25 protein-coding genes are annotated in these 23,770 nt (G+C 62.2%); 3 read left to right on the top strand and 22 right to left on the bottom strand.

Translation table 11 applies throughout. From position 1 onward, the window contains the following. Positions 1-2: 2 nt before the first annotated feature. From pabC to LIX93_RS07505, 8 genes are all read right to left on the bottom strand, one after another. Positions 3-818: an aminodeoxychorismate lyase gene (pabC, locus tag LIX93_RS07540; RefSeq protein ID WP_226503379.1), complete on the bottom strand. Its 816-nt coding sequence runs from the start codon at positions 816-818 to the stop codon at positions 3-5. Further along, positions 818-2,062 (bottom strand): beta-ketoacyl-ACP synthase II, encoded by a 1,245-nt coding sequence (gene fabF, locus LIX93_RS07535; protein ID WP_226503378.1) that lies wholly within the window; start codon positions 2,060-2,062, stop codon positions 818-820. The genes pabC and fabF overlap by 1 nt, the downstream gene beginning before the upstream one ends. A gap of 113 nt (positions 2,063-2,175) precedes the next feature. Further along, on the bottom strand, positions 2,176-2,412 hold the full coding sequence (gene acpP / locus LIX93_RS07530; protein WP_016973676.1) for an acyl carrier protein: 237 nt from the start codon (positions 2,410-2,412) through the stop codon (positions 2,176-2,178). Between the two features lie 196 nt (positions 2,413-2,608). Further along, positions 2,609-3,349 (bottom strand): 3-oxoacyl-ACP reductase FabG, encoded by a 741-nt coding sequence (gene fabG, locus LIX93_RS07525; RefSeq protein WP_226503377.1) that lies wholly within the window; start codon positions 3,347-3,349, stop codon positions 2,609-2,611. Positions 3,350-3,365: 16 nt separating this feature from the next. After that, a complete protein-coding gene (fabD, locus tag LIX93_RS07520; protein WP_226503376.1) occupies positions 3,366-4,304 on the bottom strand; it encodes an ACP S-malonyltransferase in 939 nt (312 codons plus the stop codon). 127 nt (positions 4,305-4,431) lie between these two features. Further along, positions 4,432-5,442 (bottom strand): phosphate acyltransferase PlsX, encoded by a 1,011-nt coding sequence (plsX, locus tag LIX93_RS07515; RefSeq protein ID WP_260524674.1) that lies wholly within the window; start codon positions 5,440-5,442, stop codon positions 4,432-4,434. 4 nt (positions 5,443-5,446) lie between these two features. Then, entirely contained in the window at positions 5,447-5,629 is a 183-nt protein-coding gene (gene rpmF / locus LIX93_RS07510; protein WP_003179396.1) for a 50S ribosomal protein L32, read from the bottom strand. A 13-nt stretch (positions 5,630-5,642) separates the two neighbouring features. Continuing rightward, on the bottom strand, positions 5,643-6,170 hold the full coding sequence (locus tag LIX93_RS07505) for a YceD family protein (protein WP_226503375.1): 528 nt from the start codon (positions 6,168-6,170) through the stop codon (positions 5,643-5,645). 95 nt (positions 6,171-6,265) lie between these two features. On the opposite strand from LIX93_RS07505, the gene LIX93_RS07500 reads away from it, so the two are divergent. Further along, positions 6,266-6,844, top strand: a complete 579-nt coding sequence (locus tag LIX93_RS07500) for a nucleoside triphosphate pyrophosphatase (RefSeq protein ID WP_226503374.1) — start codon at positions 6,266-6,268, stop codon at positions 6,842-6,844. 123 nt (positions 6,845-6,967) lie between these two features. On the opposite strand, the gene LIX93_RS07495 is transcribed toward LIX93_RS07500, so the two are convergent. From LIX93_RS07495 to rluC, 3 genes are read right to left on the bottom strand one after another with little or no spacing between them, the layout of a single operon-like run. Next, a complete protein-coding gene (locus tag LIX93_RS07495) occupies positions 6,968-7,975 on the bottom strand; it encodes a S49 family peptidase (RefSeq protein ID WP_226503373.1) in 1,008 nt (335 codons plus the stop codon). 51 nt (positions 7,976-8,026) lie between these two features. Then, a complete protein-coding gene (locus LIX93_RS07490) occupies positions 8,027-8,713 on the bottom strand; it encodes an HAD-IA family hydrolase (protein ID WP_226503372.1) in 687 nt (228 codons plus the stop codon). Next, on the bottom strand, positions 8,703-9,659 hold the full coding sequence (gene rluC / locus LIX93_RS07485) for a 23S rRNA pseudouridine(955/2504/2580) synthase RluC (protein ID WP_226503371.1): 957 nt from the start codon (positions 9,657-9,659) through the stop codon (positions 8,703-8,705). Before rluC ends, LIX93_RS07490 begins: the two co-directional genes overlap by 11 nt. 747 nt (positions 9,660-10,406) lie before the next feature. Between rluC and rne the strand changes: the two genes are divergently transcribed. Beyond that, positions 10,407-13,811 carry a ribonuclease E gene (gene rne, locus LIX93_RS07480; RefSeq protein ID WP_226503370.1) on the top strand — a complete coding sequence of 1,135 codons (3,405 nt, stop codon included), beginning with the start codon at positions 10,407-10,409 and terminating at the stop codon, positions 13,809-13,811. Between the two features lie 62 nt (positions 13,812-13,873). Here rne and LIX93_RS07475 read toward each other — a convergent pair whose 3' ends face one another. From LIX93_RS07475 to LIX93_RS07435, 9 genes are read right to left on the bottom strand one after another with little or no spacing between them, the layout of a single operon-like run. Further along, positions 13,874-14,455, bottom strand: coding sequence for an NTP transferase domain-containing protein (locus LIX93_RS07475; protein ID WP_226503369.1), 582 nt, complete (start codon positions 14,453-14,455; stop codon positions 13,874-13,876). Between the two features lie 26 nt (positions 14,456-14,481). Beyond that, positions 14,482-15,498, bottom strand: a complete 1,017-nt coding sequence (gene murB, locus LIX93_RS07470; protein WP_226503368.1) for a UDP-N-acetylmuramate dehydrogenase — start codon at positions 15,496-15,498, stop codon at positions 14,482-14,484. Next, positions 15,495-15,959: a low molecular weight protein-tyrosine-phosphatase gene (locus tag LIX93_RS07465; protein ID WP_226503367.1), complete on the bottom strand. Its 465-nt coding sequence runs from the start codon at positions 15,957-15,959 to the stop codon at positions 15,495-15,497. Before LIX93_RS07465 ends, murB begins: the two co-directional genes overlap by 4 nt. Then, the gene (gene kdsB / locus LIX93_RS07460) at positions 15,959-16,723 is read right to left on the bottom strand and encodes a 3-deoxy-manno-octulosonate cytidylyltransferase (protein ID WP_226503366.1); all 765 of its coding nucleotides are present in this window, start codon (positions 16,721-16,723) and stop codon (positions 15,959-15,961) included. Before kdsB ends, LIX93_RS07465 begins: the two co-directional genes overlap by 1 nt. After that, complete coding sequence (locus LIX93_RS07455; protein WP_226503365.1) at positions 16,720-16,905, bottom strand: Trm112 family protein; 186 nt, start codon at positions 16,903-16,905, stop codon at positions 16,720-16,722. The genes kdsB and LIX93_RS07455 overlap by 4 nt, the downstream gene beginning before the upstream one ends. Positions 16,906-16,938: 33 nt before the next feature. After that, the gene (gene lpxK / locus LIX93_RS07450; protein ID WP_226503364.1) at positions 16,939-17,949 is read right to left on the bottom strand and encodes a tetraacyldisaccharide 4'-kinase; all 1,011 of its coding nucleotides are present in this window, start codon (positions 17,947-17,949) and stop codon (positions 16,939-16,941) included. Then, complete coding sequence (locus tag LIX93_RS07445) at positions 17,949-18,374, bottom strand: biopolymer transporter ExbD (protein ID WP_226503363.1); 426 nt, start codon at positions 18,372-18,374, stop codon at positions 17,949-17,951. Before LIX93_RS07445 ends, lpxK begins: the two co-directional genes overlap by 1 nt. Beyond that, entirely contained in the window at positions 18,371-19,024 is a 654-nt protein-coding gene (locus LIX93_RS07440) for a MotA/TolQ/ExbB proton channel family protein (protein ID WP_226503362.1), read from the bottom strand. The genes LIX93_RS07445 and LIX93_RS07440 overlap by 4 nt, the downstream gene beginning before the upstream one ends. Positions 19,025-19,075: 51 nt before the next feature. Further along, a complete protein-coding gene (locus LIX93_RS07435; protein WP_226503361.1) occupies positions 19,076-21,304 on the bottom strand; it encodes a DNA internalization-related competence protein ComEC/Rec2 in 2,229 nt (742 codons plus the stop codon). A 152-nt stretch (positions 21,305-21,456) separates the two neighbouring features. Here LIX93_RS07435 and LIX93_RS07430 point away from each other — a divergent pair, with 152 nt between their 5' ends. After that, a complete protein-coding gene (locus LIX93_RS07430) occupies positions 21,457-21,969 on the top strand; it encodes a DUF2062 domain-containing protein (protein ID WP_226503360.1) in 513 nt (170 codons plus the stop codon). A gap of 37 nt (positions 21,970-22,006) precedes the next feature. Here the strand turns inward: LIX93_RS07430 and LIX93_RS07425 are convergent, their stop codons facing one another. Further along, positions 22,007-22,786 carry an ABC transporter permease gene (locus LIX93_RS07425; RefSeq protein WP_226503359.1) on the bottom strand — a complete coding sequence of 260 codons (780 nt, stop codon included), beginning with the start codon at positions 22,784-22,786 and terminating at the stop codon, positions 22,007-22,009. Next, the gene (locus LIX93_RS07420; protein ID WP_226503358.1) at positions 22,783-23,715 is read right to left on the bottom strand and encodes an ABC transporter ATP-binding protein; all 933 of its coding nucleotides are present in this window, start codon (positions 23,713-23,715) and stop codon (positions 22,783-22,785) included. Before LIX93_RS07420 ends, LIX93_RS07425 begins: the two co-directional genes overlap by 4 nt. Positions 23,716-23,770 lie beyond the last annotated feature (55 nt).

Raw genomic sequence — 23,770 nt, 5'->3', positions numbered from 1 at the left:
GATCACAGGTCCAATAGTGCACAGGCGAGGGTTTGCAGTTTACGGGTCACCGGGCCAGCCGACCAGCGAAGCGCATCGACGCCAAGCACAGGCCAGATCCCGTAGATACTGTTGCAGACGAAGACTTCGTCGGCATTGGCGAGATCCTGCAACGTCAGGTCACACACTTTTACCTGGATACCCAGCGATTGCGCCTGCTCCAGCAGCTCGGCGCGCAAAGTACCGGCAACGCCGCAGCGGGCCAAATCGGCCGTATACAGCACAGCGTCACGGATCAGGAACAGATTGCTGTAGACACCTTCGATCACACGGCCCTGCAGGTCGCACATCAGGCCCTCGGCATAAGCGCTGCCCTGCCACTCATTGCGCGCCAGCACTTGCTCCAGCCGATTGAGATGCTTGAGCCCGGCCAGCAGCGGTTGTTCGGCAAGACGCGTACGACAGGGGAACAGTTGCACCCCTTCGGCACTATGGCTGGGAGGGTAACCGGGCAACGGGCTGGCTTGCAGGATGCGCCGGGCCGGCGCTTGAGGGTCGGCGGCATAGCCGCGCGGGCTGTCGCCACGAGTGAGTATCAGCTTGAGCACGCCCTCGCCCAGCGCCGCAGCGTAGGCGAGGACTTCGTCGCGCACCTGCCGCACATCAGCCACCAGTGCCAGGCGCTCACAGCCCCACTGCAAGCGCTGCAGGTGGCGGTCGAGCAGCAACGGCCGCCCGCCCCGCACGGCGATGGTCTCGAACAGACCATCACCATAGGCCAGCCCGCGGTTGTTCAGTCCGACCTGCGACTGCGCAACCCCGTCGACCCAGCTGTGCATCAACCGACGAACCGACGTAGCACCAGCGAGCCGTTGGTGCCACCGAATCCGAACGAGTTGGACAGCACCACGTCGATCGGCATTTTGCGCGCTTCGTGAGGAACGAAATCGAGGTCGCAGCCTTCGTCCGGCTCGTCGAGGTTGATGGTCGGCGGTGCGACCTGGTCGCGGATCGCCAGCACGCTGAAGATCGCCTCGACCGCGCCTGCAGCACCCAACAAATGGCCGGTCATGGATTTGGTCGAGCTCACTGCCAGGCTGTGCGCATGCTCGCCGAATACCGACTTGATCGCTTGCACTTCCGCCAGGTCGCCGACCGGAGTCGAAGTACCGTGGGCGTTGATGTACTGCACCTCGTCCGGGCTGACCTTGGCATCGCGCAACGCGTTGGCCATGCAGCGCGCGGCACCGGCGCCGTCTTCGGGCGGCGAGGTCATGTGGAAAGCATCACCACTCATGCCGAAGCCGATCAGCTCGGCATAGATGGTCGCACCGCGAGCCTGAGCGTGCTCGAGCTCTTCAAGCACCAGGGCACCAGCACCGTCGGCCAGCACGAAGCCGTCACGGCCTTTGTCCCACGGGCGGCTGGCGCGTTGCGGCTCGTCGTTGCGCGTGGACATCGCCCGCGCCGCGCCGAAGCCGCCCATGCCCAAGCCGCAGGCGGCCATTTCGGCGCCGCCGGCAATCATCACATCGGCTTCACCGTAGGCTATGTTGCGAAAGGCCATGCCGATGCAATGAGTACCGGTGGTGCACGCCGTGGCGATCGCGAAGTTGGGACCCTGTACACCCAGATGGATGGACAGAAATCCGGAAATCATGTTGATGATCGAGCCAGGCACGAAAAACGGCGAAATTCGTCGTGGGCCGGAATCATGCAAGGTGCGGCTGGTTTCTTCGATATTGGTGAGGCCACCAATACCCGAGCCCATGGCCACGCCGATACGCTCACGGTTGGCGTCGGTGACGACCAGGCCCGAATCGCGAACCGCCTGGAACCCGGCTGCCAAGCCGTATTGAATGAACAGATCGAGCTTGCGAGCCTCCTTGACCGAGAGATACTCCTCGACCTTGAAGTCCTTGACCGAGCCGCCGAAACGGGTCGAATAGGCAGAAAGATCCGTATGTTCGATCGGACCAATACCACTGCGGCCAGCCAGAATGCCCTGCCAGGTGCTCGACACGTCAGTGCCCAGCGGCGACAGCATACCTAAACCAGTGACCACGACGCGTCTACGCGACACAGCACTCTCCTTATTCTATTGACGACGGCGCGCCTGCCACCTAAAGAAAAAACCGCACGCCAGCAAAGGCAGTGCGGTTTTTCCGAGACAGCAAAGCGACGATTACAAAATCATTACGCCTGGTGGGCAGTAACGTAATCGATGGCCGCTTGTACAGTCGTGATCTTCTCGGCTTCTTCGTCTGGAATCTCGGTCTCGAATTCCTCTTCCAGAGCCATCACCAGCTCAACGGTATCAAGGGAATCGGCACCCAGGTCTTCTACGAAAGAAGCACTGTTGGTGACTTCTTCTTCTTTAACGCCCAGTTGCTCGGCAACGATTTTCTTGACGCGTTCTTCGATGGTGCTCATACCTTGTTTTCACTCCTAATGGACATAAGTCAGGCAGCTGGCCGGTGCGTAAGTTTATCGAAAGCGCTCGGCTTTTCAAACTGAAAGCGTCACAGCGATCTAACATTGGCCCGCTGCCCCGAATTGGGTTGCAGCTTTATAACGGATTTTTGCTCGACTCGTATGACATTTTTAGCGAAAAAATGTCGCACACAGCTTACATGTACATGCCGCCGTTCACCGGAATTGTAGCCCCGGTCACGTAACCTGCACCCTCGGAAGCCAGAAAAGCGACCACTTGCGCGATTTCCTCGGCCTGGCCCAGGCGGCCCAGCGGGATTTGCGTCAGCAGTGCTTCACGTTGTGCTTCAGGCAGCTCACGGGTCATGTCGGTGTCGATGAAACCAGGTGCCACCGAGTTGACCGTGATCGACCGGGAGCCCACTTCGCGCGCCAGAGCGCGGCTGAAACCTTCGAGCCCGGCTTTCGCGGCCGCGTAGTTTACTTGGCCTGCGTTGCCCATTGCACCCACTACCGAACCGATACTGATGATTCGGCCCCAACGCGCCTTGGTCATGCCGCGCAAAACTGCCTTGGACAGGCGGAACAGGCTGTTGAGGTTGGTGTCGATGACGTCATGCCATTCGTCGTCCTTCATGCGCATCATCAGGTTGTCGCGGGTGATACCGGCGTTGTTCACCAGAATCGCCGGCACGCCGAATTCAGCGGTGATCGCGGCCAGGGTCGCGGCAACCGACTCGTCGTTGGTGACGTTGAGTTCCAGCCCGGTACCGGTGATGCCATGCTCCTTGAGCGTGGCAGCGATGCGCTCGGCACCCGACGCAGACGTCGCGGTACCGATCACGGTGGCGCCCTGACGGCCCAGTTCAAGGGCGATGGCCTGGCCGATGCCACGGCTGGCGCCGGTGACCAGCGCAACTTTACCTTGCAAGCTCATGCAACTATCTCCTGCTTCAAGCCTGCGCCGCAACAGCGGCGGCGAAGGCGTCGGGGGTATCCAGATTGGTCGTGCTGACGCCTTCGGCGCAGCGCTTGTTGAGGCCCGCGAGCACTTTGCCCGGACCGCATTCGATCAGGTTGACGGCGCCCTGGCTGGCCAGGAACGCCACCGATTCGACCCAGCGAACCGGCATGTACAGCTGCTTGAGCAGATCGCTCTTGAGGGTCGCGACATCGGTGGCCACGCTGGCGCTGACGTTCTGCACCAGCGGGATGCTCGGCGCCTGCCAGTCGATGGCTTCGATCGAGGCGGCGAACTTCTCGGCCGCCGGGCGCATCAGCGCGCAATGCGACGGCACGCTGACCGGCAACGGCATGGCGCGCTTGGCACCACGGGCCTTGCACAGTTCCATGGCACGTTCGACGGCGGTTTTCGAGCCCGCGATCACGACCTGACCTGGCGAGTTGAAATTGACTGCACTGACCACTTCACCCTGGCCCGCTTCGGCGCAGGCTGCGATGACGGCGTCGTCCGGCAGACCAAGGATCGCCGCCATGCCGCCCATGCCCGCAGGCACGGCTTCTTGCATCAGCTGGCCACGGGTTTCCACGAGTTTGACCGCATCGGCCAGACTGACGCTGCCTGCCGCGACCAGCGCACTGTATTCGCCCAGGCTGTGGCCGGCGACAAATGCCGGCTGCTTGCCGACTTCGGCCTGCCAGAGGCGCCACAGAGCCACAGAGGCAGTAAGAATCGCCGGCTGCGTCTTGTCGGTCTGGTTGAGCAACTCAACCGGACCTTGCTGGGTCAGCGCCCACAGGTCGTAACCCAAGGCAGCTGACGCTTCAGCGAACGTATCGACGACCAGCGGATGCTGGGCGCCCTGCTCGGCGAGCATGCCGAGGGACTGGGAACCTTGCCCAGGAAAGACGAATGCGAGGGATGCAGACATGAAACAAGCCCTTAATGATCGTGTCGTCACAGAGTGGACGGCCCAGCAGGCAGGCCGCGCGAAACTGACAATTGGATGGCAGTTGAAACCGGGTGGTCACATTTAAGCATTCCTTGGGCGATCATGCCTAAGGCAACCGGTCGGTGAGGCAGCCCTGCAGGCGTCGCGGCAGATCTTCGCGAATCTCCACCAGGGCGCGCTCGATGGCACTGCGAAAGCCTTCCGCACCGGCCGAGCCGTGGCTTTTGATGACTATCCCTTGCAGCCCGAGGAAACTGGCGCCATTGTGCCGCGCCGGGGCCAATTCGCGGCGCAGGCGCTTGAGCAGCGGCAAGGCCACCGCCCCTGCCAGACGCGAAAACACGCCGGAACTGAACACCGCCTCGGTGCGTGCTGCAATCATGCTCGCCAAACCCTCGCTGGACTTGAGCAGCACATTACCGACGAATCCGTCACACACCACCACGTCGGCCTCGCCACGGTACAGGCCGTCGCCCTCGATATAGCCGATATAGTTGAGGCCCTGCGCGGCTTGCAGCAGCGCCGCCGCCTGCTTGACCTGCTGGTTGCCCTTGATGTCTTCGGTGCCAATATTCAGCAGTGCCACACGCGGCCGGGCAATGCCCAACGCCTGGGCCGCCACCGAGCCCATGACGGCAAACTGCAGCAATTGTTCGGCACTGCAATCAACGTTGGCGCCAAGGTCCAGCAGCTGGCAATGGCCAGTCAGGGTCGGCAGCGCCACGACCATGGCCGGGCGATCGATGCCCGGCACGGTCTTGAGCACGTGACGCGACAACGCCATCAACGCCCCGGTATTACCGGCGCTGACCATGGCCTGGACCTTGTCGTCACGCACCAGCTCCAACGCCACCCGCATCGAGGAATCAGGCTTGCCCCGCAGCGCCACGGAAGGCTTGTCGTCCATGCCGACCACTTCGCTGGCCGCAGCAATCTGCAGACGCGAGCGATCCACACCACGGTGCTGGGTGAGCAACTGTTCAAGGAGTTGAGGTTGACCGACGAGGGTCAGGTACAGCGAGGGATTTGCGGACAGGCAGGCGAGGCAGGCCTCGACAATGCTGCGGGGACCGAAGTCCCCGCCCATTGCGTCGATCGCGATGATCTGAGCGGACAAGTAATTACTCGTCAGCGCCCTTGTCGATCACTTTACGGCCACGGTATACGCCTTCTGGCGATACGTGGTGACGCAGGTGAACTTCACCGGTGGTTTTTTCTACAGACAGAGTGCTAGCCTCGAGAGCGTCGTGCGAACGGCGCATGTCGCGGGCAGAGCGGGATTTTTTGTTCTGCTGAACAGCCATAATTGATTAACTCCTAAACGTTTGGGTCACGCTTTAACTGCGCCAATACACTGAACGGGTTGGACCGCGTTACCTCGTCCTCGCTCGGCTCGGGCTCATCTGCTCCCGCCGGCTGCTGGCATTCTTCCGGATGATGAGCAGGCACAATGGGCAAGGCGAGCAGAAGCTCCTCCTCGATCAACGCCTGCAGATCCAAAGGATCTTCGCCCAGTTCCAGCACGTCATAGCCTGACGGCAACGACTGGGTATTCGCACCCTCCTTCACCACAGCGTAACTGCACTCGCTATGGATTGGCAGGGTGACCAGCTCAAGACAACGCTGGCAAATCATTTTGACTTCGGTGTCGATAAAGCTGTGGATGACCACCGCTTTACGTTCATCTCGTTCAAAAACGAATTTAGCCTGCACCGTACCGACATTGTCGGAAAGCGGGTCGCAGAGTCTCTCCAAATCGGCCAGCAGCAATTCACCTTGGAGGGTGGTGCCACGATCTGCCAATTTGCGCGGGTCAACGTGAGGTGGAATCGGGTCATTCAACATAGGCGCAGCATTCTAGGGACGACCCCCTCACCTGTCAAAGGAAATTCGGCCCAAGGCTGCATGCTAGAATGACCGCTCATCGTCAGGAGCCATGCATGCTGCCTTTATTACTCGCTTCCAGCTCACCTTATCGTCGCGAATTGCTCTCGCGGCTGCGCCTGCCATTCGTTTGCGCTTCGCCGGATGTCGATGAAAGCCGCCTGCCTGACGAGAACGCCAACGATCTGGTACGGCGCCTGGCGATACTCAAGGCGCGGGCACTAGCCGCAGTCTATCCGGGGCATCTGATCATTGGCTCCGATCAGGTCGCGGTGCTCGGCGAGCAGATTCTGGGCAAGCCCCACAGCTTCGACAAGGCCTGCGAGCAACTGCTGGCCGCCAGTGGCACCAGCGTCACCTTCCTGACCGGCCTGGCGCTGCTCAACAGCCATAGTGGTGAATGCCAGGTCGACGTGGTGCCTTTCACGGTGCAGATGCGCGAGCTGGACTTGCCGCGTATCGAGCGCTACTTGCACGCCGAACAGCCGTACGACTGCGCAGGCAGCTTCAAGGCAGAGGGTCTGGGGGTGAGTTTGTTTCAGAGCACCCACGGTGCCGACGCCACCAGCCTGGTGGGGCTGCCGCTGATTCGGTTGGTGGATATGTTGCTAAAGGAAGGTGTGCAAGTGCCCTGAGGCTGGATTCAAAGCCCCCTTCACGAGCAAGCCCCGCCCCCACAGCTGTAAGACTCAAGATCAGTCTGTGGGAGCGAGATTGCGCGTTCGGCAGCGAAGAAGCCAGCTCAGGCAATCGAGATCTCAGCGCAGCGACGGACCGTCGAAGCCCATATACATCGCTACACGATCGGCAACGCTGGTACCGAGCTTCTTGGAGAAGCGATCGAAGGCGGAATCCTCGACGGTGAAGTCGACCATGTCCTTCTCGCCGATCACATCACGCGCCACCGAGCTGCTGCTGCCCAGACCGTCGATCAAGCCCAACTGCAATGCCTGCTCGCCCGACCAGATCAGCCCGGAAAACATGTCAGGGTTGTCCTTGTCCTTCAGGCGATCGCCGCGCCCCTGCTTGACCATCGCAATGAACTGGTTGTGCGTGGTGTCGAGCACGCCCTGCCAAAACTGCGTCTCGTCCGGCTTTTGCGGCTGGAACGGATCAAGGAACGACTTGTGCGCCCCCGAGGTGTAGGCACGACGCTCCATGCCCAGCTTTTCCATGGTACCGACAAAGCCGTAACCGGCCGCCGTCACCCCGATGGAACCCACCAGGCTGGCCTTGTCGGCGTAGATATCATCGGCCGCGCTGGCGATGTAATACGCACCCGATGCGCCCAGGTCCGCGATCACCGCATAGACCTTGACCGTTGGATGCAAGCCGCGCAGACGACGAATCTCATCGTACACGTAGCCGGCCTGCACCGGACTGCCACCCGGGCTATTGATACGCAGGATCACGCCCTTGACCTTGGGATCATCGAACGCCGCGCGCAAGGCCCCGACCAGATTGTCGGCGCTAGCAGCCTCTTTGTCGGCAATCACGCCCTTTACATCGATGACTGCAGTGTAGTGGTCGCCCTTGCCTGCCGACTTTTCCATGCCACTGAACAGCGGCGTGAACATCGCCAGCACGCCCAGCAGATAGGCGAAGGTCAAAATCTTGAAGAAGATCCCCCAGCGCCGTGCCCGCCGCTGCTCCTGCACGCTGGCCAGCAGAGTTTTTTCCAGCAATTTCCAACTGCGATCGTTTTCACGGCGTTCGCTTTGCGGCGACTGCTCATCGGCGTCGGGCGCCTTCCATTCGTCTGACATCTATCAACTACTCCTGCAGTCTTCGGGAATACGGATACTGCGCAACGCCCTTCAGCGTTGCAATGGGAAGCATTGCCCTGGCTGCGGATCGTCGAGCCACTGCTCCAACTGGGCGAAGTGCTCGATGCTCACGGTCGGCTCGAACTCGCGCAGTGCCGATAACGGCAAGGCGCCATAGCCCACGGCAACCGAATCCATACCGGCATTGCGAGCCATTTGCAGGTCGAACGCCGAGTCACCGATCATCAGCGCTTGATCGGCACTAACCTGGCAGTGAGCGAGGATCTCTTCGAGCATCAGAGGGTGCGGCTTGCCCCGGGTTTCATCGGCAGCGCGGGTAATATCGAAAAATTCGGTCCACTCGTTGGATTGCAACACGCGATCCAGGCCGCGACGCGCCTTGCCGGTGGCCACTGCCAGCTTGTAGCCCTGCCGACGAAAAGCTTGCAGCGACTCACGGACCGCCGGAAACAGCGGCGACGGCTGCTCGTCCAGACGCTTGTAGACGTCTGCATACTGCTGACGAAACGCCGCGACCTGCTCGGCATCCAGCGCCGGATACAGCACGCTGATGGCCTCGGACAACGACAGGCCGATAATGCCTTTGACCGAGACCTCGTCCCGCTCGACATAGCCACAGGCAACGGCGGACAGATTCATCGCCTCGACGATACGGCCAATGGAATCGGCCAAGGTGCCGTCCCAATCGAAAATCAACAGCTGGTACTTACTCGGCACTCAAGCGCTCCACGGTCTTGGCCCAGACTTCATCCACCGGGGCCTGCAATTTCAGCTCACCACCATCGGGCAGCGGCACGGTCAGGGCATAGGCATGCAGGAACAGACGCTTGCCGCCGAGCTCGCGGATTTCGCGGCTGAAGTTTTCTTCGCCATACTTGCTGTCGCCGGCGATGCAATGCCCGGCGTGCAAGGTGTGCACGCGAATCTGATGGGTACGACCGGTGATCGGCCGAGCCTCGACGATGGTGGCGAAGTCGCTGAAGCGGCGCAGCACCTTGAACATCGTCAAGGCCTCCTTGCCCTCGGGATTGACCTCGACCATGCGCTCACCCGATCGCAGGTTGCTTTTGAGCAACGGCGCATCCACGCGCTTGAGCGCGGTCGGCCAATTGCCGCGCACCAGCGCCATGTAGCGCTTGTCGACGCCATCGCCGCGCAGGGCGGCATGCAGATGGCGCAACATGCTGCGTTTTTTGGCGATCATCAGCAGCCCGGAGGTATCGCGGTCGAGGCGATGCACCAGTTCCAGCTCCTTGGCATCCGGGCGCATCTGCCGGAACGCCTCGATGACCCCGAACGTCAGGCCACTGCCCCCGTGCACGGCAATGCCGGCCGGCTTGTTGAGCACGATCAGGGCCTTGTCTTCATAGACGATTGCGGCTTCAAGCCGTTGCAGCAGGCCCTGGGCCACCGGCACCGGTTCGTCACGCTCAGGCAGCCGGACGGGCGGCACGCGCACGATATCGCCGGCCTGCAGCTTGTATTCGGGCTTGATGCGCCCTTTGTTCACGCGCACTTCACCCTTGCGCAGGATCCGATAGACCAGAGTCTTGGGCACACCCTTGAGCGCAGTGATGAGGTAATTGTCTATGCGTTGGCCGGCATATTCCGGTGCAACCTCGATCAGGCGAACGCCGGAGGCTGGGGGATTTGTAGTCGTCATTTGCGGATGATAGCAATTTTTTAGGCAATTGAAGCACTTAATCAATGCTGCTATAGTCGCGAACGTCGCCAAAAGCGGCTGTGAAGTGGATAGGCGACATTTGATTGCCCCTTACCCACGCAGTTATCGAGGACGCGAGGCCGTCCGACGGGGCTTTCGCTTGTTTACGGGTGTCTTAGTAATCGCCAGTAGCGCACCGGAGAAGTCCGAAACACGATGGAAAACGCAGTGCAGGTTGCACGCCTTTCATCGGTATTTTCCGACGCCAGATCTTCCGCGCCGGCGTGGCCACCCGATCCAAGAGAATGTTTCGGAAACAGAGCCTTAGCCATGATGCGCCCGCTCCCGACAAGAGCGGGCGATAAAAGCCAACCCGTTGCGGATTCAGCGCACGGCAGCACCCGAATTATCAGGGATACGTGTAGGGTGGAGATGCACAACGTTCGGACCGTGTAGCACCGCGTCCCTGTCGGGAGTGGCCACAGGCCCTCCCTCATTGACCCGGGTCTTGATCAAGATGCCTGCGGGTATCCACGGCCAGAAGTTGATTCCTCCTCCTGACTGAGTGCTTTTGACACCACAGCAAGCAGGACGCGTCGTCGCACACCCTGGCCCACTGGACGTTCAGTACTGGCCAGGCCTGCCTGACACTGGAGTGGCCAACGCTCCTGACGCACCTGACACCGACCGTGAGAAGTCGTGTGTGCCGAACGCCGTTTCCGGCAGCCCGGAAACCGACGGTACTACATGAAAAGAATGCTGATTAACGCGACTCAACCCGAAGAGTTGCGTGTTGCCCTCGTAGACGGCCAGCGCCTCTACGACCTGGATATCGAATCCGGCGCCCGCGAGCAGAAAAAGGCCAACATCTACAAAGGCCGTATCACTCGCATCGAGCCGAGCCTTGAAGCCGCTTTCGTCGACTTCGGCTCCGAGCGCCACGGCTTCCTGCCCCTCAAGGAAATCTCCCGCGAGTATTTCAAGAAGGCGCCCGAAGGCCGTGTGAACATCAAGGAAGTCCTGAGCGAAGGCCAGGAAGTCATTGTTCAGGTCGAGAAAGAAGAGCGCGGCAACAAGGGTGCCGCCCTCACCACCTTCATCAGCCTGGCCGGTCGTTACCTGGTCCTGATGCCCAACAACCCCCGTGCCGGCGGTATCTCTCGCCGTATCGAAGGCGAAGAACGCAACGAACTGCGTGAAGCGCTGAACGGCCTGGTCGCCCCTGCCGACATGGGCCTGATCGTGCGCACTGCCGGCCTTGGCCGCAGCAGCGAAGAAATGCAGTGGGACCTCGATTACCTGCTGCAACTCTGGACCGCGATCAAGGAAGCCTCGCTGGATCGCTCCGCGCCGTTCCTGATCTACCAGGAAAGCAACGTCATCATCCGCGCCATCCGCGATTACCTGCGCCAGGACATCGGCGAAGTGCTGATCGACAGCGTCGAAGCCCAGGACGAAGCCCTGACCTTCATCCGCCAGGTGATGCCGCAGTACGCCAGCAAGATCAAGCTGTACGAAGACAGCGTGCCGCTGTTCAACCGTTTCCAGATCGAAAGCCAGATCGAGACCGCTTTCCAGCGCGTCGTTGAACTGCCTTCCGGTGGTTCCATCGTCATCGATCCGACCGAAGCCCTGGTGTCCATCGACATCAACTCGGCGCGCGCCACCAAAGGCAGCGACATCGAAGAAACCGCCCTGCAGACCAACCTTGAAGCCGCCGAAGAAATCGCCCGTCAGTTGCGCCTGCGCGACATCGGCGGCCTGATCGTCATCGACTTCATCGACATGACCCCGGCCAAGAACCAGCGCGCCGTCGAAGAAAAGGTCCGCGAAAGCCTCGAGGCCGACCGTGCCCGTGTCCAGGTCGGGCGCATCTCGCGCTTCGGCCTGCTGGAAATGTCCCGCCAGCGCCTGCGCCCATCGCTGGGTGAAAGCAGTGGCATCGTTTGCCCACGCTGCAACGGCACCGGCATCATCCGTGACGTCGAATCGCTGTCGCTGGCGATCCTGCGCCTGATCGAAGAAGAAGCCCTCAAGGACCGTACTGCCGAAGTACGTGCCCAGGTGCCGATCCCGGTCGCTGCGTTCCTGCTCAACGAAAAACGCAACTCGATCACCAAGATCGAAATGCGTACTCGCGCGCGCATCATCATCCTGCCGAACGATCATCTCGAAACGCCGCACTTCGAAGTGCAGCGCCTGCGTGATGACAGCCCGGAAGCGATGAACAATCAGTCCAGCTACGAAATCGCTGCCGCTGAAGTCGAAGAAGCCCCTGCTGCACCGGCATCGACCCGCACCCTGGTTCGTCAGGAAGCTGCGGTCAAGACCGCGCCAGCCCGCGCCAATGCGCCGGTACCGGTCGAAGAGGCCGCGCCAGTCGTCGCTGCCCCTGCTCCCGTCATCGCCGAGCCGAGCCTGTTCAAGGGCCTGGTGAAGTCGTTGGTCAGCCTGTTCGCTACCAAAGAAGAACCAGTGGCACCGGTCGTGGCTGAAAAGCCTGCCGCCGAGCCTGCGCCACGCCCTGCACGCAATGACGAGCGCCGTAACGGTCGCCAGCAGAGCCGTAGCCGCAACGGCCGTCGCGACGAAGAGCGCAAACCGCGCGAAGACCGCGCGCCACGTGAAGATCGCGCCCCGCGTGAAGAACGCGCACCTCGCGAAGATCGCGCCGCCCGTGAAGAGGCTCCGGCCGCTCCTCGCGAAGAACGCGCTCCCCGCCAGTCTCGTGCGCCGCGTGAAGAACGTCGTCCACGCGAAGAGCGTCCGGCTCGCGTACTGCGCGAGGCACTGGATGCCGAGCCCGCCGTGAGTGAAGAACGTCCTGAGCGTGCACCGCGCGAAGAACGCGCACCTCGTGAAGAGCGTGCTCCTCGTGAAGAACGCGCACCACGCGAGCCACGTGAAGAGCGTGCCCCGCGCGAACCGCGCGAAGAGCGTGCGCCGCGTGACGAACGCGCCCCTCGTGAAGAACGTGCACCGCGCGTGCCTCGTGAAGAGCGCCAACCCCGCCCAGAGCAGACCGATGAGGTCGCTGGCGAGGAAGCACTGCCGAACGAAGAGTTGCTGCAGGACGAAAACCAGGACGGTACCGATGGCGAACGTCCTCGCCGCCGCTCCCGTGGTCAGCGTCGTCGCAGCAACCGTCGTGAGCGTCAACGTGATGCCAATGGTGATGTCATCGAAGGTTCCGAGGGCGCCGAAGACGGTCAGGAAGAGCCAGAAGGTAAGGAAGGCGAAGGCAATAACGTTGCTATCGCTGCCGCCGGCACCGCTGCTGCAGTCGTCATCGCCGAAGGCGTCATCAGCGCAAACGCCGAGGCGCAAGCGCATCAGCAGGCCGAACGTGCTACCGCCTCGACCCTGGAAAGCACCGAGCTGGCTGCGCCGGAAATCGTCGTGACGCCTACCACCGAAGTGCAGGAATCCTTTGCCTTCGCCCCGGTGGCCGACGTTCAGCCAGCAGCGGAATCCGTGACTGCCCAGCCTCAGGCTTCTTTCGAGCCTGTGGTCGAGCAAGCGCCAGTGGTTCAAACCCCTGCCGCCCCGGTACCGGTAGAGGCCGAGCCATTGGCCGATGCGGCTCCGGCCTTCGAAGCCGCTCCAGCCTTTGAACCTGCCCCGGTTCATTCGCCAGAGCCAGTGGTTGAAGCCCCGGCGGCAGAAGCTCCGGCCCGCGAGTCGTTTGCAGCCCCTGTGAGCGAAACTGTCGAAGCCCCTGCGGCCGAGCCAGTGGTGGTCGAGCCGGTGTCCGAAGTCAGCTTCACTCCGCAGGCTCAAGAGCCTGTCGTTGAAGCGCCAGCGGTCGAAGTGCACGCCAGCGAGCCCGTCGTCGAAGCCCCTGCGTTCAGCGCGCCGGCAGCTTTCGTCGAAGCCGAACCAGTGGCCCACGCCGCTGAGCCTGAAGCTATCGAGCCAGCCGCGCCGGCCGCCGAGCCCGTAGTGGTCGAGCCTGAAGCTGTCGCACCGACGCCAGCCGTCGAACTGCCCAGCAATGGTCGTGCCCCAAACGACCCGCGCGAAGTACGTCGCCGCAAGCGCGAAGCTGAACTGGCCGCAGCCGCTGCCAATGAAGCCGAGCAAGCAGTGACGCTCAACGCTGCGAAGGAACACGCCGAGGAAGAACGCCACGAACCTAAACCGTTCGGCTGATTTCAGGCGGTCAATGAAAACCCCCGCTACCGGAAGGTAGCGGGGGTTTTTTAATGAGCCGATTAAAGCAGATTGGCGGGAATGTCGACGTCTCGATAGATGCCAGGATCGGTGACTTGGACTTCGGTGACACACTCAGCGCTGAACAGCCGGCGGGCGCCTTGATCGCCGCGTAGCGTTTGCAACGACAGGCCAAACTTGCGGCCAAAACCAACCGGATGCCCATAGCCGGACTCCCCCGTCGCCACCGCGACACAGTCTTCGGTCATGGCCCTGGTGACCGCGTCCAGAGTCGCTGGCGCGATGAACGGCATGTCCCCCAATATCACCAGCCAACCGGACGCCTCGGCGCTGGCGGCCACCGCAGCCGCCAGGCTATCGCCCATCCCGGTCGAATCCAGCAGCAGCACTTCGCAGTCATAGGCGTGGGCTAAGGCGATGATGTCGAGACTGTGCGGGCGGGTGATGACGAGGCGACGCTCGATGCAATCACCAAGGTTGATGAGCACGTGTTCCAGGACGGGGCGCTCGATGTCGATCAAGCCGCGGCAGGGTGCCAGCAGCTTGTCCTGATCATCCCCCGCCATGATGCGGAAGCGACTGCCCTGCCCGGCAGCCAGGATGATAGCGACGGGGTTGTTCATGGTTCACACCTATCATAGCGACGGGCCTAGTACAGATTAGGCTCCATCTCCAACTCGACACCAAAGCGCTCGGCGATGTCGGCCTGGATGCGCACTGCCAGCGACTGCAACTGCCGCCCGGTCGCGTGGCCGTAGTTGACCAGCACCAATGCCTGCAAGCGGTGCACTCCGGCGTCGCCCTCGCGAAAGCCTTTCCAGCCCGCCTGCTCGATCAGCCAACCAGCGGCCAACTTGACCTCATCGCCTTGGGGATAAGCGACCAGACCGGGGTAACGAACCTTCAATGCCTGCGCCTGGGCGGTCGGAATCACGGGATTCTTGAAGAAGCTGCCAGCATTGCCCAGTTCGGCGGGATTCGGCAGTTTTTCCAGGCGAATACTGCAAATCGCCTGGCTGACGTCCATGGCGGTCGGCTCGCTGATGCCTTGCTCCTGCAAACGCTGACGCACTGGACCGTAGTCCAGGTGCAACGCAGCCTCGCGGCTGAGGGCAAAGCGCACCCGCAAGATCAGCCAACGCCCCAGGTGCTGCTTGAACAAGCTGTCACGGTAGCCGAACGCGCATTCATGCCCGAGAAAGTCACGCACCTCGCCAGTCTGCCGGTCCAGCGCCGTGAGGCTATGGAACACATCCTTGATCTCGACTCCATAGGCACCGATATTCTGCATTGGCGCGGCCCCGACAGTGCCGGGGATGAGGCTGAGGTTTTCGAGCCCGACCAGCCCGAGCTCCAGGCAATGTACGACGAAGGGATGCCAAGGCTCACCCGCCTCCGCCTCGACCACCACTTGAGTGCCCTTTTCGCTGACGATTCGCACGCCGCGGCTGGCCATGCGCATCACCAGGCCTTCGCGATCACGGGTCAGCAGCAGATTGCTGCCGCCACCGATCACCAACAACGGCATCTGCCGCGCCTCGGCGTAGTGCAAGGCCTCGCGGATTTGCGCATCGTCGTGCACATCGACGAACTGCTCGGCACTCACGTCGATGCCAAAGCTGTTATACGGTTTGAGGGAAAGATTGTTGAGAAGCTGCAGGTTCATGACCGCCCCTGCAGTTCGCGGACCAGCCCACGGCAGCCATGCTCGATCAGATCCAGCACCTCGCTGAAACCGTCATCGCCACCGTAGTAAGGATCGGGGACTTCATCGACCGCCGCTTGATAGCGACGCAAAAACAGATCGACCTCGGCCTTGGCCCCAGCCGGTTGCAGGCGCTTGAGGTCGCTCAAATTGCTCTCGTCCATGGCCAGGATGAGGTCGTACTCATGAAAGTCGTCGACACACACCTGCTGACCACGCAAGGCTGACAGATCGTAGCCACGCGCTGCGCCAGCCTGCTGTGCACGGCGATCCGGCGGCTTGCCGACATGCCAGTCACCGGTGCCGGCGGAGGCGACCTCGACGCGACGGTCGAGGCCCGCCGCCTGCAACTGGTGACGCAGCACGCCCTCGGCCGTCGGTGAACGGCAGATGTTGCCCAGGCACACGAACAGAACCCGCATCACGCCTCCAGCAAGCGCCGCACGCGCTCCAGGTCTTCAGGGGTATCGACGCCGGTGGGCGGCGCTTCGAGGGCATCGGCGACGTGAATGCGGATGCCGTGCCAGAGCGCGCGCAGCTGCTCCAGGTTTTCGGTGTTTTCCAGCCAGCACGGCCCCCAGGTCACGAAGTCCTGCAGGAACCCAGCGCGATAGGCGTAAATGCCGATGTGGCGGCGGTATGGCACATCCACCGGCAGCTCGTCGCGGCTGCGCGCCAAGGCGTCGCGAGCCCAGGGCAAGGGCGCGCGGCTGAAGGTCAGCGCCAGGCCGTTCATATCGGCAGCCACCTTGACCACGTTGGGGTTGAACAGGCTGTCGATATGCTCGATGGGCTCGGCTAGCGTGGAGATTCCGGCTTCAGGATGCGTTGCCAGATTGAGTGCGACCTGGTCGATCACCGCTGGCGGAATCAACGGCTCGTCGCCTTGCACATTGACCACGATGGCATCGGCGGCCAGACCCAGGGCCAAGGCCACTTCAGCGAGCCGATCGGTGCCCGAGTTGTGGTCGATCCGGGTCATCAGCACTTCGGCGCCGAAGCCCTCGCAAACCTCGAAGATCCGCACATCATCAGTGGCAATGACCACGCGTTCGGCACTGCTCTTGCGCGCCTGCTCCCAGACCCATTGGACCATGGGCTTGCCGGCGATGTCCTGCAACGGCTTGCCCGGCAGACGGCTTGAAGCGAAACGGGCCGGAATGACGACGGTGAAGGCAGTCGTCATTTGTCCAGGCGCTCGTCGTCGGTCAGGGTACGGGCTTCGGTCTCCAGCATCACGGCGATGCCGTCGCGAATCGGGTAGGCCAGGCCTGCGCCTTTGCTGATCAACTCGGTCTTGTCGGCGCTGAGTTTCAGCGGGCCCTTGGTGATGGGGCACGCCAGGATATCGAGAAGTTTGGTGTCCATGGAAGATCCTTGCAGGTGGGCCGCAGCCCGAAATCAGGGCGGTGTAAGGGGAGCACAGAGGCGCGACAGTTGCTGGTCGAACCAGTCGACGAAGGCCGGCGATGGCACCGCGTCGACCGCCAGGTACCACCAATCATGGCCGGCGAAGGCACGACACTTGACCGCGTCCTTTTCCGTCATGACCAGTGGCAGCGCGGGCTCGAACGTCAGGGCCTGCTCGCTGAACACCGCGTGGTCGGCGAAGGCGTGTGCCAATGGGCGCCAGTGTAGCGCTTCCAGGGTATTGAAGAAACGTTGCGGATTGCCGATGCCCGCCACGGCGTGCAGTGCCTGGCCCGGTGCAAAATGGCTGAGGGGCTGGCGTTGCCCGTTGGCGACATGAACCAATGCCGTGGGCCTGAGGGTGAAGGCATAGCCGCCATCCCGATCGGCGGCCGCGCCGTTGTAGAGCACGGCATCGACGCTGTCCAGGCGCTCGCGGGGTTCGCGCAGCGGGCCGGCCGGCAGGCAGCGACCATTACCGAGGCCGCGGGCGTTATCGATCAGGACCAGTTCGAGGTCGCGGGCGAGACGGTAATGTTGCAGGCCGTCATCGCTGAGAATCAGATCCAGCGGCTCGGCGTCCAGCAAGGCTTGAACCGCTGCGCTGCGATCCGGGTCGATCACCAGCGGTACGCCGCTGCGCTGCACGATCAGCAGCGGTTCATCACCACTCTGGTCGGCGCTGTGATCGGCGCGCACCCGCCAAGGCAACTGCGGCGGCTGGGCGCCATAACCGCGGCTCACCACGCCGACACGCAGGCCGCGCTGGCGGCAGTACTCGATCATCCATAGGATCAGTGGTGTCTTGCCGGTGCCACCGACGGTGATATTGCCCACCACCAGGACCGGCACCGGCGCCTTGTAGGATGGGCTCTGGCCGCTGAGAAAGCGCTCGCGCTTGCGACCGGTGATGCGCCGATAGAGGCATTCCAGTGGCCGCAGCAGCGCCAGGCCGGGATGGCCCTCGTACCAAGCGCGCAACAAGCGATCAGAAAAAGCCATCAGGGCGCGCTCTGCGCCTCGACAGTGGTCATGCTCAGGTGACTGAAACCCAGCTTGCCCGCAGCATCCATGGCGGTGATGACGGCCTGATGTGGGGTCTTGCCATCGGCACTGATGGACAGCGGCAGCGCGGTGTCGCCACCGGACTCTTTTTGCAACGCATTCATCAGCGTGCTCAGGTCGCTCTTGGGCAGCAGCTGGTTGTTCAGCGAATAGATACCGTCGGCGCTGATCGCGATGTCCAGACGCTTGCTGGCGTTGTCCGCCGGTGCGCCGGTGACGGCTTCAGGCAGATCGACCCGCAACTGGGTCTCGCGCGTGAAGGTCGTCGTCACCACAAAAAACAGCAGCAGCACGAACACCACGTCGATCAGTGAGATCAGGTTAAGCTCGATGTTCTCGCGGGAGCGGCGGCGGAATTTCACGCGTCATCCTCATTGCGCTCGCCCTGCACCACCTCGACCAGCTTGATCGCCTCTTGCTCCATACCGACCACCAGGTCGTCGATGCGCCGTTGCAGCAGGCGGTGGAAGAACAGCGCCGGAATGGCCACGATCAAGCCCGAGGCGGTGGTGACCAGCGCCTTGGAAATCCCGCCAGCCATGACCGCCGGATTGGTCGCCATGTTGGTGCCCATGAACGAACTGAAGATGTCGATCATGCCCAGCACCGTCCCCAACAGGCCGAGCAATGGCGCAATGGCCGCGATGGTCCCGAGGGTGCTGATGTAACGCTCGAGCTCGTGAATGACCCGCGAGGCGGCCTCCTCGATGCTTTCCTTCATGATCTCGCGGCCATGGCGAGAATTGGCCAGGCCAGCGGCGAGAATTTCACCCAGGGGCGAATCTTCGCGCAGCTCCTTGAGCTTGTCCTTGTTCAGTTGCTTGTCTTTCATCCAGCGCCATACCTGGCCGACCAGATGGACCGGAGCCACGCGGCTGGCGCGCAAGGTCCAGAGGCGTTCGGCGGTGATAGCCAGGGCGACGATCGAGCTCAAAATGATCGGCAGCATCATCCAGCCACCGGACTTGACCAATTCCCACACAGTAACCACCCCTTCGAAAAAGTCCGCCACTCTATCATAGGGGGTCGTGGGGTCGAAGACCGGCACATCGCCATCGCTGCTTCAGTCATCGGTCGAGCCGCTGGGCGAGCGCCAGAATCGACGATTCTCGCGCCAGCCACGGGCGCCCGCGAAGCTCCCCAACGGCAGGTGGATGGCTCCGTGCAAGGCGGTGTCATGGACTTCGAGGCCCAGTGCGGCGTAACGCGCCATGACTTCGCGATGGGGATGCCCGAAGGAATTGTCGTAGCCGCGAGGGATCAGTACGCCGCGCAATTGCAAAGCCTGCAGGAATGCCATGGAAGATGAAGTGCGGCTGCCGTGATGGGGTGCCTGCAGCCAGTGCGCCTGCAATTGCGGGCGTGTGCGCACCAGCTCGCGTTCGGCCGCGGCATCGATATCGCCGCTGAGCAATAGCCGCTCGCCGTTGGCCTCTACCAGCAGTACGCAGGAAGACGGGTTGCTCTCCCGGGCCCCCGGCCAGCGCCACAGGCTGAAGCTGACCCCATCCCATTGCCATTGCCGACCCGAGGTGCAGGCCTGAGCACCCGGTGTCTTGTCCGCCTCGCCGGCAATCACCTCGCCCACCGGCAAGCTTCGGCGCAGGCTGGCGGCGCCACCGGAGTGGTCGAGATGGGCATGGCTGATGAGCAGCTTGTCGAGCCGCTCGACGCCCAGCTTGCGCAAGGTCGGCAGGACCACGCGCTCGCCGGCGTCCATCTCTCCCAGCCGCGGCCCGGTGTCGTACAACAAGGTGTGCCCGCGAGTGCGCACCAGCACGGCGAGCCCCTGGCCAACATCCAGTTGCCAGACCTGCGCGCGACCATGGGCGATTCGCTCCGGCGGTGGCCATAGCGCCAGCAGCAGCAAAGGCACGCCCATGGGCCGCAACGGCACCCCGCTGGGCAACAACACCATCAGCGCGCCGAAGCACACCAGTGCCCAATGCCAACCCGAGACCAGCAGCGGCTGCCAGGCAGGCAGCCACTGCGCCATCCAGGCCAGCCACTGGAACAGGCCCTCGAGCAGGCCACCGGCCAGCCACAGCACCGGTTGGGCCAGCGCCGGGGCCGGCAACAGCACAGTGCCCAGCAAGGCCAGCGGCAGCACCAGCAGGCTGATCCACGGCACAGCCAGCAAGTTGGCCAGCGGCCCGCTGAGGCTGACCGGCAGCCCGAGAATCACCAACGCCGGCAACAAACCAACTGCTATCAGCCACTGCGCGCGGGTCCAGGTCTGCCACCAGGGCCAGCCCCCCAGCCGCCCGGAAAACACCAGCATCAATATCGTGACCGCCGTGAACGACAGCCAGAAGCCTGACTGCAGGCTGGCCAATGGCTCGACCAGCAACACGCCATTGACCGCCACCAATAACGGCAACCCCAGGCCCAGATGCCGAAAGCGCCAGCGCCACAACAGCACCATGCCGATCATGATGCACGCCCGCCGCACCGGGACCTGGAAACCCGCCAGCAGGCCGTAGCTCAATGCCGCCATGAAAGCCAGGAGGCAGGCGCAAGGCAGCCACGGCAGGCGTTGCGGCCATAGCCCGAGCCGCGCCATTAAACTGATCAGTCCATACACCAGCCCTGCCAGCAAGCCAACGTGCTGGCCGGAAATCACCATCAAGTGCACGGTGCCGGTGTCCTGCAGGATCTGCCAATCGCTGCGCGGCACCGCCGAATCGTCACCCAGCACCAAGGCAGTCAGGCTGCCCTCCCGCCCTTGTGCGTCCGCCGCCAACAGACGCTGACGTACCGTATCGCGCCAAGCGCCGGTGGCCGGTGCCAGACGCTCGCCATCCTTGACGCTGCCCAGTGCGCCGATACGCCGCGCCAGCAACCAGGCTTCGAAGTCGTTGCCTCCCGGGTTGATCAACCCGCGCGGACGCTTGAGCTTGATCGCCAGTCGCCAACGCTCGCCACTCATCACCGGCGGGCCGTTGTACCAACTGACGCGCAACCGGGCGGGCAGTACATCGCGCCGCGACTGCAGCTGCTCGAGCTGGAAGCGCACCGTGCCGTTCTGGCTGCTGGGCAATCCGGTCACCCGGCCCTCGACCCATAGCGTGCGACCATCGAGGGCTGGCGACAACCGGTCATCCAGCGCCCATTGCGCCGAGGTGCAGGCCCAGGCGAAGCCCAACAAGGTGAAGCCCAGCCAATGCCCGCGCCTATAGACGAGCGCAAGGCCCACCAGTGCTATGACCGCGACCATCCAGATCGACGGCAGGACCGGCAGCCAGCGAATCGCCAGCAGTCCCGCCGCCATTGCGACCATCCTTGGGCGCATACGTTTGAACCTCGAGTAGCCGGTTTGAAAACTACGGGCAGCCTAAGCCAATAGCCTGTCATTGGCGCTTCAAGATTTGTCACAAAGTCTGAACCGAACTGAGCGCCGATGTGGGGCATACTGCGCGTCTTGTCACTCTCCAGGCTGCTGCCATGCCCCGCCAGTTGCTGAAACGTTACATGCCCGATCCCGCCAGCATCCGAGAGCACCCATCGTTACGCTTTCTGGGGCGCCTGCTGCACGACCAGAATCTCTGGCAGCTCAACCGTCGCTCCGTATCCCGAGCCATGGCCGTCGGCCTGTTTGCGGCGTTCATACCCATTCCCATGCAGATGCTGTTGTCCGCGAGCATGGCGATCATGGTGCGTGCACACCTGCCGATCGCCGCCGGGCTGGTATGGATCACCAATCCGCTGACCATGGCGCCAGTGTTCTACTGCACCTATAAACTGGGAGCGTGGTTGCTGGATACGCCGCCACGACACCTGCCGGACACCTTGACCGCGGAGTGGATCAGCGGTCAATTCAGCAGCATGTGGCAGCCGTTCCTGCTGGGCTCGGTACTGACCGCTCTGGTGATGGGCGCGCTGGGATATGGGTTGACGCTGGGGTATTGGAGGTGGTGGGTGGGGCGACAGTGGCAGCGACGTCAGAGGCGGGACTAGCAGGCAAAGCCCCCTCGCCTGGGAGGGGGCGCAGGGATCAGGTCCGCATACCGCGCCCGCTCACCAACAGGCGTACACAACCAAAATACAGCACCACCATGGCCACCAGCATAAAGGTCAACGCACTGCTGATCTTGATATCCGAGACCCCGAGGATCCCGTAGCGAAACGCGTTGACCATGTGCAACACTGGATTTGCCAGGGAGATCGTCTGCCAGATCGGCGGCAGCAAGGTGATGGAGTAGAACACCCCGCCCAGATAGGTCAGCGGCGTCAGCACGAAGGTTGGAATGATGGAGATATCATCGAAATTGCGCGCGTAAACGGCGTTGACGAAGCCGAGCAACGAAAAGATCGTCGCCGTCATGACCACCACCACTAGCGTTACCCCCAGGTGATGCACCTGCAGGTGGGTGAAGAACAGCGACAGCAGGGTCACGATGATGCCCACGATCAGACCGCGCAGCATCCCGCCCAGGGCGTACCCAATCAAGATCGTGTGTGGCGATACCGGCGACACCATCAATTCCTCGATGGAGCGCTGGAATTTGCTGCCGAAAAAACTCGAGACCACGTTGCCATAGGAGTTGGTGATCACCGACATCATGATCAGCCCCGGCACGATGTACTCCATGTAAGTGAAGCCGTTCATGTCGCCGATCTGACGACCGATCAGGTTACCGAAGATGACGAAGTACAACACCATGGTGATCGCCGGGGGGAGCAGCGTCTGCGGCCAGATCCGCATGAAACGCCGAACCTCACGGTAAACAATGGTATTGAGCGCGACCACGTTGGCCGAGAATTCCGAACTCATATCGCTACCTTCGCCAGATTTTTTTCTACCAGGGAGACAAACAACTCTTCCAGGCGATTGGTTTTGTTTCGCAAGCTCGCGACTTCGATGTTCTGCACGGCCAGCTGGGCGAACAGCTCGGTGATACCAACGCTCTTGTCGACCTGCACCTCCAGCGTGTGCGGGTCCAGCAACTTGCACGGATAACCGTGCAACTGCGGGGCGACCGCAACATCCTGGCGCAGATCGAGCAAAAAGGTCTCGACATGCAGCTTGCCCAGCAGATTGCGCATGCTGGTGTTCTCGACGATGGTGCCGTGATCGATGATGCCGATGTTGCGGCACAGCTGTTCGGCTTCTTCGAGGTAATGAGTGGTGAGGATGATGGTGATACCTTTCTGGTTGAGCTCGGTCAGAAAAGTCCACATCGACCGGCGCAGCTCGATGTCGACACCCGCCGTGGGCTCGTCGAGGATCAACAACCGCGGTTCGTGTATCAGTGCCCGAGCGATCATCAAACGGCGTTTCATGCCCCCCGACAACGACCGCGACGGCACATCGCGCTTGTCCCACAGCCCCAACTGGTTGAGATACTGCTCCGCGCGCTCCTTGGCGATCTTCGCGGGGATACCGTAATAACCGGCTTGGGTCACGACGATATCGAAGGTCTTCTCGAACTGGTTGAAGTTGAACTCCTGCGGCACCACGCCGATGGAGCGCTTGAGCGCCGCCGGCTGTTTATCCAGATCATGGCCAAAGATACTGACGCTGCCGCTGGTCTTGTTGACCAGGGTCGAGAGGATGCCGATGGTGGTCGATTTGCCGGCGCCGTTCGGGCCGAGGAGTGCGAAAAAGTCGCCTTCGGCTACATCGAGGTCAATGCCGCTGAGGGCCTGAAAACCGTTGCCGTAGGTCTTGGTAAGCTGCCGGATGGACAGAGCAGAACTCATAGAAAGTCTTTGCACCCTATTGATACAGAAGAATGACAAGGGGCTGCGCGCTAGC

The organism is Pseudomonas sp. MWU16-30317 (genome assembly GCF_020515695.1).
Classification (GTDB): Bacteria; Pseudomonadota; Gammaproteobacteria; order Pseudomonadales; family Pseudomonadaceae; genus Aquipseudomonas.
This window is presented reverse-complemented; position numbering and strand designations above follow the sequence as displayed.